Origin of the sequence: Paroceanicella profunda (assembly GCF_005887635.2) — a bacterium.
GTDB classification, from domain to species: Bacteria; Pseudomonadota; Alphaproteobacteria; order Rhodobacterales; family Rhodobacteraceae; genus Paroceanicella; species Paroceanicella profunda.
This window is the reverse complement of record NZ_CP040818.1, coordinates 1,228,850-1,244,013: the sequence shown is the minus strand read 5'-3', so window position 1 is coordinate 1,244,013 and position 15,164 is coordinate 1,228,850. Positions and strand designations below refer to the sequence as shown.

General features: G+C 69.2%; 20 protein-coding genes. 14 read left to right on the top strand and 6 right to left on the bottom strand.

The window, feature by feature from the left end:
- The first annotated feature begins 5 nt into the window (after nucleotides 1–5).
- The 5 genes from FDP22_RS05595 to dnaQ are packed head-to-tail and all read left to right on the top strand — an operon-like array spanning nucleotide 6 to nucleotide 3,569.
- Nucleotides 6–836 (top strand): pyruvate, water dikinase regulatory protein, encoded by an 831-nt coding sequence (locus FDP22_RS05595; protein ID WP_170317600.1) that lies wholly within the window; start codon nucleotides 6–8, stop codon nucleotides 834–836.
- Entirely contained in the window at nucleotides 833–1,429 is a 597-nt protein-coding gene (locus FDP22_RS05590; protein WP_138575702.1) for a Maf family protein, read from the top strand. The genes FDP22_RS05595 and FDP22_RS05590 overlap by 4 nt, the downstream gene beginning before the upstream one ends.
- Nucleotides 1,426–2,265 (top strand): shikimate dehydrogenase, encoded by an 840-nt coding sequence (locus FDP22_RS05585; RefSeq protein ID WP_138575701.1) that lies wholly within the window; start codon nucleotides 1,426–1,428, stop codon nucleotides 2,263–2,265. The genes FDP22_RS05590 and FDP22_RS05585 overlap by 4 nt, the downstream gene beginning before the upstream one ends.
- A 10-nt stretch (nucleotides 2,266–2,275) precedes the next feature.
- A complete protein-coding gene (coaE, locus tag FDP22_RS05580) occupies nucleotides 2,276–2,875 on the top strand; it encodes a dephospho-CoA kinase (protein ID WP_138575700.1) in 600 nt (199 codons plus the stop codon).
- Nucleotides 2,868–3,569, top strand: a complete 702-nt coding sequence (gene dnaQ / locus FDP22_RS05575; protein ID WP_138575699.1) for a DNA polymerase III subunit epsilon — start codon at nucleotides 2,868–2,870, stop codon at nucleotides 3,567–3,569. Before coaE ends, dnaQ begins: the two co-directional genes overlap by 8 nt.
- Here the strand turns inward: dnaQ and secB are convergent, their stop codons facing one another.
- Nucleotides 3,570–4,046 (bottom strand): protein-export chaperone SecB, encoded by a 477-nt coding sequence (secB, locus tag FDP22_RS05570; protein WP_138575698.1) that lies wholly within the window; start codon nucleotides 4,044–4,046, stop codon nucleotides 3,570–3,572.
- A gap of 137 nt (nucleotides 4,047–4,183) precedes the next feature.
- Nucleotides 4,184–4,705 (bottom strand): FxsA family protein, encoded by a 522-nt coding sequence (locus FDP22_RS05565; RefSeq protein WP_138575697.1) that lies wholly within the window; start codon nucleotides 4,703–4,705, stop codon nucleotides 4,184–4,186.
- A 138-nt stretch (nucleotides 4,706–4,843) separates the two neighbouring features.
- On the opposite strand from FDP22_RS05565, the gene FDP22_RS05560 reads away from it, so the two are divergent.
- The 3 genes from FDP22_RS05560 to FDP22_RS05550 all read left to right on the top strand — a co-directional run bounded on the left by FDP22_RS05560 (nucleotide 4,844) and on the right by FDP22_RS05550 (nucleotide 7,164).
- Nucleotides 4,844–5,512 (top strand): Tim44/TimA family putative adaptor protein, encoded by a 669-nt coding sequence (locus FDP22_RS05560; protein ID WP_138575696.1) that lies wholly within the window; start codon nucleotides 4,844–4,846, stop codon nucleotides 5,510–5,512.
- Between the two features lie 74 nt (nucleotides 5,513–5,586).
- Nucleotides 5,587–6,558, top strand: a complete 972-nt coding sequence (mltA, locus tag FDP22_RS05555) for a murein transglycosylase A (RefSeq protein ID WP_239031875.1) — start codon at nucleotides 5,587–5,589, stop codon at nucleotides 6,556–6,558.
- A 3-nt stretch (nucleotides 6,559–6,561) separates the two neighbouring features.
- On the top strand, nucleotides 6,562–7,164 hold the full coding sequence (locus tag FDP22_RS05550) for a Smr/MutS family protein (RefSeq protein WP_138575694.1): 603 nt from the start codon (nucleotides 6,562–6,564) through the stop codon (nucleotides 7,162–7,164).
- 82 nt (nucleotides 7,165–7,246) lie between these two features.
- Here FDP22_RS05550 and hslU read toward each other — a convergent pair whose 3' ends face one another.
- On the bottom strand, nucleotides 7,247–8,566 hold the full coding sequence (hslU, locus tag FDP22_RS05545; protein WP_138575693.1) for an ATP-dependent protease ATPase subunit HslU: 1,320 nt from the start codon (nucleotides 8,564–8,566) through the stop codon (nucleotides 7,247–7,249).
- A gap of 75 nt (nucleotides 8,567–8,641) precedes the next feature.
- The gene (gene hslV / locus FDP22_RS05540; protein WP_138575692.1) at nucleotides 8,642–9,181 is read right to left on the bottom strand and encodes an ATP-dependent protease subunit HslV; all 540 of its coding nucleotides are present in this window, start codon (nucleotides 9,179–9,181) and stop codon (nucleotides 8,642–8,644) included.
- A 99-nt stretch (nucleotides 9,182–9,280) separates the two neighbouring features.
- Here hslV and hisB point away from each other — a divergent pair, with 99 nt between their 5' ends.
- Nucleotides 9,281–9,874: an imidazoleglycerol-phosphate dehydratase HisB gene (gene hisB / locus FDP22_RS05535; protein WP_138575691.1), complete on the top strand. Its 594-nt coding sequence runs from the start codon at nucleotides 9,281–9,283 to the stop codon at nucleotides 9,872–9,874.
- Nucleotides 9,871–10,506 carry an imidazole glycerol phosphate synthase subunit HisH gene (gene hisH / locus FDP22_RS05530; protein WP_138575690.1) on the top strand — a complete coding sequence of 212 codons (636 nt, stop codon included), beginning with the start codon at nucleotides 9,871–9,873 and terminating at the stop codon, nucleotides 10,504–10,506. Before hisB ends, hisH begins: the two co-directional genes overlap by 4 nt.
- Before the next feature lie 30 nt (nucleotides 10,507–10,536).
- Here the strand turns inward: hisH and FDP22_RS05525 are convergent, their stop codons facing one another.
- The gene (locus FDP22_RS05525; RefSeq protein WP_138575689.1) at nucleotides 10,537–10,869 is read right to left on the bottom strand and encodes a low molecular weight protein tyrosine phosphatase family protein; all 333 of its coding nucleotides are present in this window, start codon (nucleotides 10,867–10,869) and stop codon (nucleotides 10,537–10,539) included.
- 194 nt (nucleotides 10,870–11,063) lie between these two features.
- On the opposite strand from FDP22_RS05525, the gene FDP22_RS05520 reads away from it, so the two are divergent.
- Nucleotides 11,064–11,975, top strand: a complete 912-nt coding sequence (locus FDP22_RS05520) for a fumarylacetoacetate hydrolase family protein (RefSeq protein ID WP_138575688.1) — start codon at nucleotides 11,064–11,066, stop codon at nucleotides 11,973–11,975.
- Nucleotides 11,976–11,993: 18 nt separating this feature from the next.
- Here the strand turns inward: FDP22_RS05520 and FDP22_RS05515 are convergent, their stop codons facing one another.
- Nucleotides 11,994–12,692, bottom strand: coding sequence for a GntR family transcriptional regulator (locus FDP22_RS05515; RefSeq protein WP_138575687.1), 699 nt, complete (start codon nucleotides 12,690–12,692; stop codon nucleotides 11,994–11,996).
- A 175-nt stretch (nucleotides 12,693–12,867) separates the two neighbouring features.
- On the opposite strand from FDP22_RS05515, the gene FDP22_RS05510 reads away from it, so the two are divergent.
- The 3 genes from FDP22_RS05510 to FDP22_RS05500 all read left to right on the top strand — a co-directional run bounded on the left by FDP22_RS05510 (nucleotide 12,868) and on the right by FDP22_RS05500 (nucleotide 15,164).
- Nucleotides 12,868–13,992: a cupin domain-containing protein gene (locus tag FDP22_RS05510; RefSeq protein ID WP_138575686.1), complete on the top strand. Its 1,125-nt coding sequence runs from the start codon at nucleotides 12,868–12,870 to the stop codon at nucleotides 13,990–13,992.
- 75 nt (nucleotides 13,993–14,067) lie between these two features.
- A complete protein-coding gene (gene hisA, locus FDP22_RS05505; protein WP_138575685.1) occupies nucleotides 14,068–14,790 on the top strand; it encodes a 1-(5-phosphoribosyl)-5-[(5-phosphoribosylamino)methylideneamino]imidazole-4-carboxamide isomerase in 723 nt (240 codons plus the stop codon).
- 113 nt (nucleotides 14,791–14,903) lie between these two features.
- Nucleotides 14,904–15,164 carry a spike base protein, RCAP_Rcc01079 family gene (locus FDP22_RS05500; protein ID WP_138575684.1) on the top strand — a complete coding sequence of 87 codons (261 nt, stop codon included), beginning with the start codon at nucleotides 14,904–14,906 and terminating at the stop codon, nucleotides 15,162–15,164.

Genomic DNA, 15,164 nt, shown 5'->3' with positions numbered 1-15,164 from the left:
ATCCGATGGAAGAGCCGATCCCGCTTCACATCCACCTCGTCTCGGATTCCACCGGAGAGACGGTCTCGGCGGTTCTGGAAGCGGCCTCGAGCATGTTTCCGGTTCTCGAGCCGGTGACGCATGTCCATCCCTTCGTGCGCACCCGCGTGGCGCTGGACGAGGTGATGGCCGCGCTGGAGGCGCAGCCCGGGCCGGTGTTTTGTTCCATTGCCGACACGTCGGTGAGTTCGGAGCTGTTCGAGAGGGCTGCGCGGCTGCAACTCGAGGTGGTGGACGTGATGGCCCCGGTGGTCGAGGCGCTCAGCCGGTTCGGCGGCGAGCGGCGCATCGAGCGGCCGGGAAGCCAGTACCGGGTGGATGCGGAATATCTGGAGCGGGTGGCGGCGCTGGACTACGCGATCAGCCACGATGACGGGCTGGGCCCGGATTACCTGCTGCAGGCGGACGTGATTCTCGTCGGGGTGAGTCGGACCTCGAAAACCCCCACATGCATCTATCTCGCGTACCAGGGCATCCGCGCGGCGAACGTGCCGCTGGTTTCCGGAGAGGCCCCGCCGGAGGGGCTGTTCGAGGCGCAGCGTGCCGGGCTTCCGGTGATCGGGCTCACCGCCTCGCCGCAACGCCTGGCGCAGATCCGCCGGCACCGTCTCTCCAATATGGAGATCAGCGGGGAAAACGCCTATGCAGACATCCATCACATTCGTGACGAGGTGACCGATGCGCGTCTGTTTTTCGAGAAACACGGAATCCCGATGATCGATGTCACCCGGCGATCCATCGAGGAAACCGCGGCCGCCGTGCGCGTGCTGCTGCGCAGGAGCAGGGTGCCCAGTTGAGCAACGTAATTCTCGCTTCCCGAAGTGCGGCGCGTGTTCAGATGTTGCGCGATGCGGGCGTGCCGTTCGAGGCGGTCGGCGCCTCCGTGGACGAGGACATGATGAAGGCCGCGCTGGCCGCCGAGGCCCTGTCGCCGCGGGACATTGCCGATGCCCTGGCCGAGGCGAAGGCGCTGAAGATCTCGCGGCGCCACCCCGAGGCGCTGGTGATCGGCGCCGACCAGGTGCTGGACCTGGACGGGCGGCTGTTCGACAAGCCGGACACGGTTGCGACGGCGCGCGCGCATCTCCTGGCGCTGCGCGGCAAGACCCATGTGCTGCATTCCGCGGCTGTGATCGCGCGCGGCGGCGCGCCGGTCTGGCGGCATGTCGGGCGGGCGCGGCTCAGCGTCCGGCCGTTTTCCGATGCCTTCCTGGACGATTACCTCGATATCGAGGGCGAGGCGGTGCTGGGCTGTGTCGGCGCATACCGGCTCGAAGGGCCGGGCGTGCAACTCTTTTCCCGGGTGGAGGGCGACCATTTTACCGTGCTCGGCCTGCCTCTGCTCGAAACACTGGATTATCTCAGGACAACGGGAGCGCTTTTGTCATGACGCATGAGACCCCCGCCCTTGCTGCGGTCATCGGCTGGCCGGTCGGCCATTCCAAGTCGCCGGCGCTGCACGGCTACTGGCTGCAGAAGCATGGGCTGCGTGGCCACTACATTCCCATCGCCTTGCGCCCGGAAAATTTCGAAGCCGGAATACGGGCGCTGCCGAAACTGGGGTTCGGGGGTGCGAACATCACCATCCCCTACAAGGAGACGGTGCTGCACATGGCGAGTTCGGTGAGCGACCGCGCGTCGCTGATCGGGGCCGCGAACACGATTTCCTTCCGCCCGGACGGCTCGATCCACGCGGACAACACCGATGGCTACGGTTTCATCGAGAACCTGCGCCAGACCGTGCCGGACTGGGACCCGCGCTCCGGCCCGGCACTGGTGGTGGGGGCCGGAGGGGCGGCGAAGGCCGTGGTGAGCGCGCTGCTGACGGCCGGTGTGCCGGAGCTGCGTGTGGCCAACCGCACCCGCGCCCGGGCCCAGAACCTGGCGGACACCTATGGCGCCAAGGTGGTGGTGGTGGACTGGTATCACCTGAGCGAGGCGGTTTCCGGGGCGAAGACCGTCGCCAACACCACGTCGCTGGGCATGGTCGGCCAGCCGGCGCTCAATATCAGCCTGGACGCCGCGCCGGGCGATGCGCTGGTGACCGACATCGTCTACGCGCCGCTGGTCACCCCGCTGCTGGAGCAGGCGCGGGCGCGCGGGCTGCGCACGGTGGACGGGCTGGGCATGCTGCTGCATCAGGCGGTGCCGGGCTTCCAGCACTGGTTCGGCATCCGCCCGGAGGTTGACGAGGCCCTGCGCCAGTACATGCTGGGCCTCGGCTGAGGCCGGCGCGATGCGGATCCTCGGCCTCACCGGCTCCATCGGCATGGGCAAGTCGACCACGGCGGGCTTCTTCCGCACCGCCGGCGTGCCCGTGTGGGATGCGGATGCGGCCGTGCACCGGGTGTACGCGCCGGGCGGCGCGGCGGTCGGGCCGGTGACCGCGCTGGTGCCCGCGGCGCTGAAGGACGGCGGGGTGGACCGGGCCGCGCTGCGGGAAGCCATCCTCGCCGATGGCACGCTGCTGTCGCGGATCGAGGCCGCGGTGCATCCGGTGGTGAGCCGCGATCGCGCCGCCTTCCTGGAGCAGAACCGTGCGGCGGGCGTGCCGCTGGTGGTCTGCGACATTCCGCTGCTGTTCGAGAGCGGCGATGTCTCCTGGCTCGACGCCGTGCTTGTGGTCACCGCGCCGCCCGAGGTACAGCGGGCCCGGGTGATGGCGCGGCCGGGGATGACGGAGACCGCCTTCGCGGCCATTCTCGCCCGGCAGGTGCCCGACGCGGAGAAGCGCGCCCGGGCCGATCACGTCATCGACACGTCGCGCGGCCTGGACCATGCGGAGGCGGAGGTGGCGCGGATCATCCGCAGCATGAACGGAGACGACGATGCGTGAGATCGTGCTCGATACCGAGACCACGGGGTTCAACCCCTTCGAGGGTGACCGGCTGGTGGAGATCGGCGCGGTGGAGCTGATGAACCACCTGCCCACCGGCAACGTGTATCACCAGTACATCAACCCCGAGCGCAGCATGCCGGCGGAGGCCTTCGGGGTGCACGGGCTGTCGGAGGAGTTCCTCTCCGACAAGCCGGTGTTCGCCGAGGTTGCGGACGCTTTCCTGGAGTTCATAGGCGACGCGAAGCTGGTCATCCACAACGCCAGTTTCGACATGCGCTTCCTCAATGCGGAGCTGGGCTGGGTAAAGCGCCCGGCCATTCCGGCCAACCGGGCGGTGGACACGCTGGAGATGGCGCGGCGCCGCTTTCCGGGCGCGCAGAATTCGCTCGACGCGCTGTGCCGGCGCTTCGGCATCGACAATTCCGCGCGCACCCTGCACGGGGCGCTGCTCGACAGCGAGATCCTCGCGGAGGTCTATCTGGAGCTGATCGGAGGCCGACAGCCCGACCTGGTGCTCGCCCCCGCCGGCGCCGGGGCCCGTTCGGGGGGCGGAGTGCAGGCGGCGGGCGCCGACTGGCGCGCGCCCGCCCGGCCGCACCCCCTGCCGCCGCGGATCACCGAGGCGGAGGAAGCGACCCATGCGGAGTTCGTCGCCGGTCTGGGCGGAACTCCGCTCTGGCAGCAGTCCTGATCAGGAGATCGAGGTCGGGCCTTCGACCTGGGCGGCGCGACGGCGCTCCACTTCCTGGCGGTACAGGTTCACGAAGTCGATGTTGTCCACGTTCAGCGGCGGGTAGCCACCGTCACGGGTGATGTCGCCGATGATGCGGCGGACGTAGGGGAAGATCATCCGCGGGCATTCGATGAGCAGGAACGGGTGAAGCTGGGCTTCCGGCACGTTCTGCACCACGAAGCGCCCGGCGTATTCCATCTCCAGCACGAAGATCTTGTTGCCTTCGGCGGTGGCGTCGATGTTGACCTTCATCTTGACCTCGTAGAGGTCGTCGCCGATCTTGCCGGCGTCCAGGCCGACATTCACGGTGATTTCAGGCTTGGCCTCACTGGCGTTGAGGCTTTTCTGGGCGGCGACGTTCTCGAAAGAGAGGTCCCGGATAAACTGCGAAACAACCTGCAGGCGCGGCTGCACTGGGGTGTCGTTCTCGGCCATTCTGCCCTCCGGCAACATGCGTTCAAATTCGTGGGGGCGTCGTAACATGCATTCCCCGTTCAAACAATCGTGCGCCCCGGAGGGAAGGGGGAAACGCAGGCCTGAAAGGGGCTGAAGGGGGTCTGGGCCCCCGGGGCCTATTCGCGTTCCGGTGGCAGGCGCGGGTCGTCCCGGCCATGGTCGGGGCCGTCGGGGTCGGTCACCTCGTATTCCCCGTCGATCACGTCACCGCCCGGGCCGCGGCGCCATGCCGGGCCCCCGGGGCCGGCGCGGAAGGTCTGGCCGCCCTGCGTGGTGGTGGTGTGCACCCGCGCGGCGATGGCCGGGCCCAGCTTGCGCAGCAGCCCGGTGCGCACGGCCGGGATCATCAGCAGGATGCCGAGCGTGTCGGTGAAGAAGCCGGGCGTGAGCAGCAGCATGCCCGCCACGAGCACGAGCGCGCCATGCGCCATCGGGCTTGCGGGGTTCTTGCCGGTGGCCAGTGCGCTCTGGATCTGCATCATCGCCCGCACGCCTTCCGAGCGCATCAGGGTCGAGCCGACCACGGCGGTGATCAGCACGATGAGGATCGTCGGCCACAGGCCGATGGCACCCCCCACGGTGACGAAGAGCGAGATTTCGATGACGGGGATGGCGATGAAGAGCAGAAAAAACCACATGCGCGGACGCGGACCTCCCTTTCAGCTGGTCGAGTTTCGTGGGCTGGGCAATGGACTCGCAGCCAACCCCACCTTACATATGGTGCTGACCGGACCATTGCCATGCGGCAGGGTCACAGGCCGACAAGGTAAGGATCCATGAATTCGGAGATCATACAGGTTCTCGTACTCGCGGCAATCGCGCTGTTCCTGGTGCTGCGGCTCCGCAGCGTGCTGGGAACGCGAAGCGGCTTCGAGAAGCCTGATGGCGCCCCGACTGCCGGGCCCGCGCGCCCCGTGCCCGGAAAATCAGCCACTTACGACGTTCTGGAGGGCGGGGATGCCGACATCGCGGCCCATGCCGAACCCGGAAGCGTCGCGGCCGATGCCCTGCGTGCGATGAAGGCGGTGGAGCCGGGCTTCAACGTGTCCGAGTTCATCGGCGGTGCCCGCCAGGCCTACGAGATGATCGTGACCGGCTTCGAGCAGGGCGATATCTCCGGCATCAGCCGGCTGCTTTCCCCGGAGGTGCTGGGCGGTTTCGAGGACGCCATCGCGCAGCGCAAGGCCGCCGGGCTGAGCGTGGAGGCCAATTTTGTCGGGGTCCGGTCGGCGCGGCTCGTTGCCGCAGCGTTCGACACCCGCACCTCCCAGGCCGAGCTCACGCTGGAGCTGGTGGGTGAGCTGTTCGTGGTGGTGCGCAACGATGCGGGCGAGGTGGTCGAGGGCGACCCGAACCAGCCGCGCCAGCAGACGGACCTGTTCACCTTCGAACGTACGCTTGGCCAGTCGGACCCGAACTGGGTGCTCGTCGCCACGGGCGAATGAGCGGGCGGGGGCGCGCACTCCTCGGAGCGGCGGCCATCGCCGCCTGTCTGGCCGGAGCGGCGTCGGGTGAGGACATGCACACCATCCGTTTCGGAGACCTGAAGGGCTGGACGCATGACGATCATGCGGCCGGCCTCGCCACTTTCCTGATCAGCTGCGACCGCCTGCGCCCGGTGCCGCCGGAAACGGCGGAGGACTGGGCGGCCGTCTGCGCCGAGGCGCGGCAGGTGGCGCCTGCGGACGCCCGGGCCTTCTTCGAGCGGGCCTTCCGGCCGATCGTCTCCGGCAGCCGCCCGGAGAGCCTGTTCACCGGCTATTTCGAGCCGGAGCTGGAGGGGGCCCGCGCGCGCAGCGAGGTCTTCGCCTGGCCGGTCTATTCCCGCCCGGACGACCTGCCCAAAGGCGAGCCCTGGTTCACCCGTGAGGAGATCGACGGCGGCGCGCTGGAGGGCCGCGGCCTGGAGATCGTCTGGCTGCGAGACCCGGTGGCGGCGTTCTTTCTGCATGTGCAGGGCTCCGGCAGGGTTCGCCTGCGCGACGGCACCACCATCCGGCTGGGCTATGCAGGGCGCAACAATCACCCCTACCGTTCCATCGGCCGTTACCTGCGCGACAGCGGGCTGATGAAGCGCGGCAACATCAGCGCAGAGGGCATCGCGACCTGGGTGAACGCGGACCGCGCGCACCGGCTCTCCGTGCTCAACCACAACCCCAGCTTCATCTTCTTCCAGGAACATGAGATCGACCCGGCCTTCGGCCCGGTGGGCGCGCTCGGCGTGCCGTTGACGCCGGAGCGGTCCGTGGCGGTGGATCCGGAGAAGGTGGCGCTCGGCGGGCCGGTCTGGGTCGAGACGAAGGGCCGGGAGGGCCCGATCCGCCAACTGATGGTGGCGCAGGACCGGGGTGCCGCGGTGAACGGTGCGCAGCGCGCTGACATCTTCTTCGGCTGGGGGCTGGCCGCCTTCCGCAACGCCTCGGTGCAGAACGCGCGGGGCCGGCTGGTGCGCCTTGTTCCGCGCGCCGCGGCCGACCGGCTGGAGCGCTGAACCATGGCCCGCAAGTCCAGGCGTCTCGGTGAGGAGGAGGAGGCCCTGTGGTCTGCCGTGGCCCGGACCACCATCCCCCTGCGCGGCAAGCCGGCGCTGAGTGCGGGAGAGCCGGCGGAGGCGCCTCCGGTCACCCCGCGTCCGCTGCGCGTGCCGGAGCGGACCGACGCGATGCCGATGGTCCGCCCGATCCTGCCGGCCGCGCCGCGCACGGAGTGGATCGTGGCCGCGGACCCGGTGCGCGAGCTCGGTCCCTCCACCCCCGGGCTGGACCGGCGCACGGCGGAGAAGCTGCGCCGCGGCCGCACCCCGCCGGAAGCCCGCATCGACCTGCACGGACACACGCTGGAGCGCGCGCACGGCGTGCTGGCCGGGTTCATCGCCGGGTCGCACGCCCGCGGCATGCGCTGCGTGCTGGTGATCACCGGCAAGGGGCGCCCGCGGGAGGAGCATTTCCACCACTCGCGCAACGGCATCCTGAAGGACAGCGTGCCGCGCTGGCTCTCGCTGCCGCCGCTGGGGCCGCTGGTGGTGGGGGTCTACCCCGCGCACCGCAAGCATGGCGGCGGCGGGGCGTTCTACGTGTACCTGCGGCGCAACCGCTGAGGCCCGCGCGCCCCGGGGTGACCGCCCGTTCAGGCCCGGGGGAAGACCCAAGCGGGCGCGCCGCTGTCGCAGATCCGGGCGGCTACAGGATGTAGCGGCCCAGGTCGGCGTTGCGGGAGAGTTCGCCCACGTTGCGCTCCACGAAATCCGCGTCGACGGTGACGGTCTCGCCGCCCCGGTCCGGCGCGGTGAAGCTCAGCTCCTCGAACACCCGCTCCAGCACCGTATGCAGGCGGCGGGCGCCGATGTTCTCCACCGTGCGGTTCACCTCGGCGGCGATGCGCGCCAGCGCCTCGGTGCCTTCGGGGGTGAATTCGACGGTGATCTCCTCGGTCAGCATCAGCGCGATGTACTGGCGGGTGAGGGAGTTGTCGGTTTCGCTCAGGATGCGGACGAAATCCGCCTCTGTGAGGGCGCGCAGCTCCACGCGGATGGGCAGGCGGCCCTGCAGTTCGGGCAGCAGGTCCGACGGCTTGGCGATGTGGAAGGCGCCGGAGGCGATGAACAGGATGTGGTCGGTCTTCACCGGGCCGTATTTGGTGGAGACCGTGGTGCCCTCGATGAGCGGCAGCAGGTCGCGCTGCACGCCTTCGCGGCTCACGTCGCCGCCGCGCGCCTCGGCCCGCGCACAGACCTTGTCGATCTCGTCGATGAAGACGATGCCGCTCTGCTCCACTGTCTCCAGCGCGTCGCGGGTGACGCTTTCCTGGTCCACGAGCTTGTCGGCCTCCTCGGCCAGCAGGATGGCGTGGCTCTGCGACACGGTGAGCTTGCGCTTCTGCTTGCGGCCGCCGCCGAGGGCCTTGCCGAAGATGTCGCCGAGATTCATCATGCCGGGGCCGCCGTTGCCCATGCCGGGCTGGCCCGGAATTTCGAGCATCGACAGCGGGTTGGAGGTATCGGCCACCTCCACCTCGATCTCGGTGTCGTCCAGCTCGCCGGAGCGCAGCTTGCGGCGGAACATGTCGCGGGTGGCGTCACGTGCATCGGCGCCGCAGAGGGCGGCGAGCACGCGCTCTTCCGCCGCGTGATGGGCCTGGGCCTCCACCGTCTCGCGCTTCTGCTCGCGCACCATGATGATGGCGCTCTCCACCAGGTCGCGGATGATCTGCTCCACGTCGCGGCCCACGTAGCCCACCTCGGTGAACTTCGTGGCCTCCACCTTGATGAAGGGCGCGCGGGCGAGCTTGGCCAGCCGGCGGGAGATCTCGGTCTTGCCCACGCCGGTGGGCCCGATCATCAGGATGTTCTTCGGGTAGACTTCCTCGCGGATCTCGTCCGGCAGGTGCTTGCGGCGCCAGCGGTTGCGCAGCGCGACGGCCACGGCGCGCTTGGCCTCCGACTGCCCGATGATGAACCGGTCGAGTTCGGAGACGATCTCCCTGGGGGTAAGGTCCGTCATGTGTCCTCCGTCAGAGCGTGGCCGGGGCGGGCGGGCCTGCTGTGCGGCCACCGGCCCTCCCCGGGAAAGGCAGTGTCAGCCGATGGTCTCGACCGTGAGATTTCCGTTGGTGTAGACGCAGATGTCCGCGGCGATGGCCATCGCGCGGCGGGCGATCGCCTCGGCGTCGCGGTCCGAATCCATCATGCCGCGCGCGGCGGCGAGGGCGAAGTTCCCGCCCGAGCCGATGGCGGCCACGTCATGCTCGGGGGCGAGCACGTCGCCCGCGCCGGTGACCACGAGGAGTTCGGTGCCATCGGTGACGATCAGCATCGCCTCCAGCTTCTGGAGGTACTTGTCGGTGCGCCAGTCCTTCGCGAGCTCGACGCAGGCGCGCAGCAGCTGGCCGGGTGCGGCCTCGAGCTTGGTTTCCAGCCGCTCGAGCAGGGCGAAGGCATCGGCGGTGGAACCCGCGAAGCCGCAGACCACGTCACGCCCGCCGGGCGACAGCCGGCGCACCTTGCGCGCGGTGCCCTTGATCACGGTCTGCCCGAGGCTGACCTGCCCGTCGCCCGCCACCACGACCTTGCCGCCCTTGCGGACGCCGATGATGGTGGTTCCGTGCCATGCTTCCATTGCCTGCCTCCTTCTTTCAGGGGGCCATATAGGGCGACGAGGTGCTTTGCACCAGCCCGCCTGCCGCGCTATAGGAGCGACGAGCATGAGGAGAGCCCGATGCGCAAGGCCGAGATCGCCCGCAAGACCGCCGAAACCGATATCCGCGTCGAAATCGCCCTCGACGGCAGCGGCAGGTACGACAATGACACCGGCGTGGGGTTCTTCGACCACATGCTGGACCAGCTTGCCCGCCACGCGCTGATCGACATGCGGGTGCGTGCCAGCGGCGACCAGCATATCGACGACCATCACACGGTGGAGGATGTGGGCATCGCGCTCGGCCGGGCGCTGGCGGAGGCGGTGGGCGCCAAGCGCGGCATCACCCGCTACGGCTCCTGCATGCTGGTGATGGACGAGGCGCTGGTGCGCGCCGCGCTCGACATCTCGGGCCGGCCCTTCCTGGTGTGGAAGGTGGAGTTCCCGACCGAGAAGATCGGCAGCTTCGACACCCAGCTGGTGCGCGAGTTCTTCACCGCCTTCGCGATGAATTCCGGCATCACGCTGCATGTCGAGCGGCTGGACGGGGTCAACAGCCATCACATCGCCGAAGCCGCCTTCAAGGCCGTGGCCCGCGCGCTTCGCATGGCGCTGGAGACCGACCCGCGCCGCGCCGACGCGGTGCCCTCCACCAAGGGGACGCTGAGCGAATGAGGACCGTCATCGTCGATTACGGCTCCGGCAACCTCGCCTCGGCCGAGAAGAGCTTCCAGCGCATGGCGGCCGAGACCGGCGGCGGGCTGGTGCTGGTCTCCGGCAAGGCCGAGGACGTGCTGGCGGCGGACCGTATCGTGCTGCCGGGTGTGGGCGCCTTCGCCGATTGCCGCGCCGGGCTGATGGCCGTGGAGGGGATGTTCGAGGCGATCTCCGAGCGGGTGAAGCAGGGCACGCCGTTCATGGGCATCTGCGTGGGCATGCAGCTGATGGCCACCCGCGGGCTGGAGCATGGCGAGACCCCGGGGTTCGACTGGATCCACGGTGACGTGGTGCGCATGGTGCCGAACGACCCGGAGCTGAAGATCCCCCACATGGGCTGGAACGAGCTGATGATCGACCGGCCGCACCCGGTGTTCGAGGGGGTGGAGCCGGGCGACCACGCCTATTTCGTGCATTCCTACCACCTGATGCCGCGCGAGCCCTCGCACCGCATCGCCCATGTGGCCTACGGCGAGTTCATCACCGCCGCGGTGGCGCGGGGCAATATCGTGGGCACCCAGTTCCATCCGGAGAAGAGCCAGAAGACCGGGCTGCGGGTGATCGCGAATTTCCTGAAGTGGAAGCCCTGAGGGGCGACCTGACTGTGTGGAGCGGCCGGGCTAGCGACCGGCCGGCAGGATGCAGCCCAGTTTGCGCGTGAGCAGCTCCACCAGTTCCGGCTGCATGAAGGCGTAGCGGTCGGGAATATCCAGGCAGACGAGCTTCTTGCCCTTGAGTGACGCTCCGAGCTGTCGCTTCAGGCGCGCGAGTTGCGGCTTTTCCATCACCGCCACGATATCCGCCCAGTCCAGGTGCTCCGGGGTCACGCGCTCGTCCGCATCCGCGCTCAGGCCGGCGAAATCCGTGGGCACCTGAAGCTGATCGGCGGCGACAGTGGCGGCCGTCGGGCTTCTGCGCCGGGCCTTTCCGCAGATGAACAGGATGTTGGGCATGGCGGTGCTGTCTCTCTTGCCGGGTGCGCGCAGCACGTTGCAGGGCGGGAGCGGGGCTTGCAAGCAAGGAGCGGCCGCGCCCCGCCCTTTTCCCCCTCCGCATTTTTCGTTGCCTGCCCCGGCGCAGGTGGCTATGGATTTTATAAAATTCAACGACGGGCTGCGAGCCGGCCCGGGAAGAGGGATGACGGGCAATGAAACTTGTGACCTATCGCAAGCATGTAGAGGCCGAGGCGCGGCTGGGAGCGCTGGTCGACGGGCTGGTGGTCGATATCGAGATGCTGGGCGCTGCCGGCGGCGCGGTTCTGCCCGTGCGGATGCTGGACTTCATCGCGGCCGGCCCGGCGGCACTGCGCGCCGCGCAGCGCCTGCTGGAGGCGGGCATCGACAGCTGGCCCGTGCCCGGCGTGCTGCCGGCGGAGAACGTGACCCTGCTGGCCCCCATTCCGCGACCGGCGAAGAACATCTTCGGCATCGGGCTGAACTACGTGGAGCACGTGGAGGAATCGGCCCGCACGCTGGACACGTCGCGCGATCTGCCCAAGCAGCCGGTCATCTTCTCCAAGCCGCCCACGGCCGTCATCGGGCCGGGCGAACCGGTGCGCCACAACGGTGCGCTCACCCGGCAGCTGGACTGGGAGGTGGAGCTGGCCGCGATCGTCGGTACCCGGGCGCAGCGGGTGTCGAAGGACGCGGCGATGAGCCATGTCTTCGGCTATTCCGTGATGATCGACATCTCGGCGCGCGACAACCGGCGCTCCGGCCAGTGGATCGTCTCGAAGGGGCAGGACACGTTCGCGCCCTTCGGCCCCTGCATCGTGACGGCGGACGAGATCGGCGACCCGCAGGAGCTGGACCTCTGGCTCACCGTGAACGGGGTGGAGAAGCAGCGCTCCAACACCCGCCACATGCTGTTCCGGATCGACACGCTGGTCTCCGACATCTCGTCCTGCATGACGCTGGAGCCGGGCGACATCATCGCCACCGGCACGCCGGAGGGCGTGGGCGCCGGGCGTGATCCGCAGGAATGGCTGTGGCCGGGAGACGAGATCGAATGCGGCGTGCAGGGCATCGGCACCCTGCGCCATTCGGTGATCAGGGCCTGATCGGGCCTCGCCCGCCGGTCAGGGCCCGGCGGGCTCCGGGGCGGCGGCGAGGGCCGCCTCGATGAAATGGCCGGTGCGGGTGTAGTGCCGGCGCAGCAGTTCGGTGGCCGTTTCGGGCGCGCGGGCGAGGGCTGCGTCGCGCAGGGCCCTGTGCTCGGCGATCACCGAGTCCGCGGCGTCGGACATCAGGTGCGGGCGGCGGTAGCGCTCGGTCTGCAGATAGAGCTGCCGGGCGAGCCGCAGCAGCGAGGGCGACCCGCAGGCGTCGATCAGCGCGGTGTGGAAGGCCGCGTGGCATTGCTCGTAGGCGACGCTGGCGTCGTCGATGGCGGGCGCGGGGGCCTCGACGCAGCGGGCGAAGGCGGCCAGCGCCGCGTCGACCCGCGCCTCCCAGGCGTTGTCGCCGGAGGCGATGGCCAGCCGCAGTGCCTCGCCCTCGATCAGGATGCGGGTGCGCAGGATGTCCCACATCTCGTCGAGCGACAGTTCGGCCACCCGGAAGCCGCGCAGGCTGGACTGGCTGACCAGGCGGTCCGCCGCCAGGCGGGTCAGCGCCTCGCGCAGCGGCGAGAAGCTGTAGCCGTAGCGGCTGCGCAGGGGCTCCAGCCGCAGGGGCTGGCCCGGGGCGTAATCTCCGTCGAGGATGTCGGCGCGCAGCCGGGAATACGCCCTGTCTGCGAGACTTTCGGCGGCCTGCGGTTTTCGGATGTCGGTCATGCGTGCGGTTTTCTGCCTCTCCGGCCCCCGGCAGCGAATTTATACGATGCCGCACCCCGGATAAAGCAATGCCGGCATGTCCGGAAGCTGCAGAGATATTTTATAAAATCCGTTGACTGGTGATCCGCCGTGACGCACCCTGATGGTGAGGGACTATGCGACCGGAGGACAGGGCATGGACACCGATTACGACAGCCATCGCGAGAACGTGGCGGGCCGCGCCAACGTGGAGACCACGCCGGAGCTGCGCGCCTATTACGAGGAACTGGCCGGGGCGGAGGCCGGCGCGCTCTGGACCGTGGCGAACAAGATCGAGCCCTGGGAGCCGGTGTCGGCCTCCGTGCCCGTTCTGTGGCGCTACGAGGCGCTGCGCGACAAGGTGCTGAAATCGCTCGATCTGGTGACGCCGGAGCAGGCGGGGCGCCGGGTGATCTACCTCAGCAACCCCGGCCGGCGCGACGTGGTGGCGGCGGTGGGCTGGCTCTACTCCGGACTGCAGGTGATGCGGGCGGGGGAGCGGGCCTCCGCGCATATCCACACCGCCTCGGCGCTGCGCTTCATCATCGAGGGTGAGGGCGCCTACACGGTGGTGGACGGCCACAAGATGACGCTGGGCCCGAATGATTTCGTGCTCACCCCCAACGGCACCTGGCATGAGCACGCGGTGGCCGAGGAGGGCACGGACTGCATCTGGCAGGACGGGCTGGACATCCCGCTCACCAACGCGATGGAGGCGAATTCCTACGCGGTGCACGAGGACCTGGCCCAGGCGGTGACCTACCCGGTGGACGATTCCTCCGGGGTCTGGGCGGCGCCGGGGCTGGTGCCCTCCGGGCATACCTGGAACAAGGGCTACTCGCCGCTGCTGAAATACGAGTGGGAGGCCACCTACGAGGCGCTACAGCGCCATGCGAAGGTCTCCGACGGGTCGGAGTTCGACGGGATCATGATGACATTCGTGAACCCGGCCACCGGCGGCCACGTGATGCAGACCATCGGGGCGAGCATGCAGATGCTGCGCCCCGGAGAGCGCACGCGGGCGCACCGGCACACCGGCAGCTTCCTCTATCACTGCGCGAAGGGTTCGGGGCATTCCATCATCAACGGCAAGCGCTTCGACTGGAAGGAGCACGACATCTTCTGCGTGCCCTCCTGGGCCTGGCACGAGCATGCGAATGCGTCCGACACCGAGGATGCCTGCCTGTTCTGCTTCAACGACCTGCCGGTGATGGAGAAGCTCGGCTACTGGCGCGAGGAGGCCTTCGGCGACAACGGCGGCCGCCAGCCCGTGCTGGGCTGAGGGCGCCCGCCGCGGCTTTGCATTCCCGCGGCGAAACCGCTATGGGCTGTGGCGCAATCTCACGGGAGCCCCGCCATGATCCTCTACCCCGCGATCGACCTGAAGGACGGCCAGTGCGTGCGCCTCTACAAGGGCGAGATGGACCAGGCCACCGTGTTCAGCGACGACCCCGCGGCGCAGGCGAAGCTGTTCGAGGACGCGGGCTGCGAGTGGCTGCATCTGGTTGACCTCAATGGCGCTTTCGCCGGCGAGCCCGTGAATGCCGCGGCAGTGGAGGGCATCCTCGCGCGCTGCCGCGTGCCCGCGCAGCTCGGCGGCGGCATCCGCGACATGGCGACCATCGAGCGCTGGCTGGACAAGGGGCTGGCCCGGGTGATCCTCGGCACCGTGGCGGTGCGCGACCCGGCGCTGGTGAAGCAGGCGGCGAAGGCCTTTCCGGGCCAGGTGGCGGTGGGCATCGACGCGCGCGACGGGCTGGTGGCCGTGCAGGGCTGGGCGGAGACCACGGACACGCTGGCCGTCGATCTCGCCCGGCAGTTCGAGGACGCCGGCGTTGCCGCGATCATCTACACCGACATCGACCGCGACGGCGCGATGGGGGGGCCGAACGTGGGCGCCACCGCGGCGCTGGCGCAGGCGGTACGCATCCCGGTGATCGCCTCCGGCGGGGTGTCCTCGCTCGATGACCTGCGGGCGCTGAAGGCCTGCGGCGCGCCGCTTGACGGGGCGATCTCCGGGCGGGCGCTCTATGACGGGAAGATCGACCTTGCCGAGGCGGTGGCCCTGCTGAAGGGCTGAGCCCGGCCAGCGAGGCGCTCCGCCCCGGGGCCGCGCAACGCCCCCTGCGCCTCGTGTATCACCTTCCGGACGACCGGCTGCGTTCCCGCCGGCATTCCTGGAAGGAGATTGTTGTGAAGGACATTTTCGCGAACCAGACCTCGAGCCTCACCTCGCCCTTCGGATTTGCCGAAGCGGTGATCACGAGCGACTCGCTGGACCTGCCCTATGCCTCGCGCGCGCTCTACATCGGCGTGACCGGGGACATCAAGGTGACCACCCTCGGCGGAACCGTGGTGACGTTCCGCAACCACCCGGTGGGGTATCTGCCGGCGCGTGTCTCGCGCGTTCATGCCACCGGGACCACCGCCGCCGAAATCATCGCTGTCTGGTAA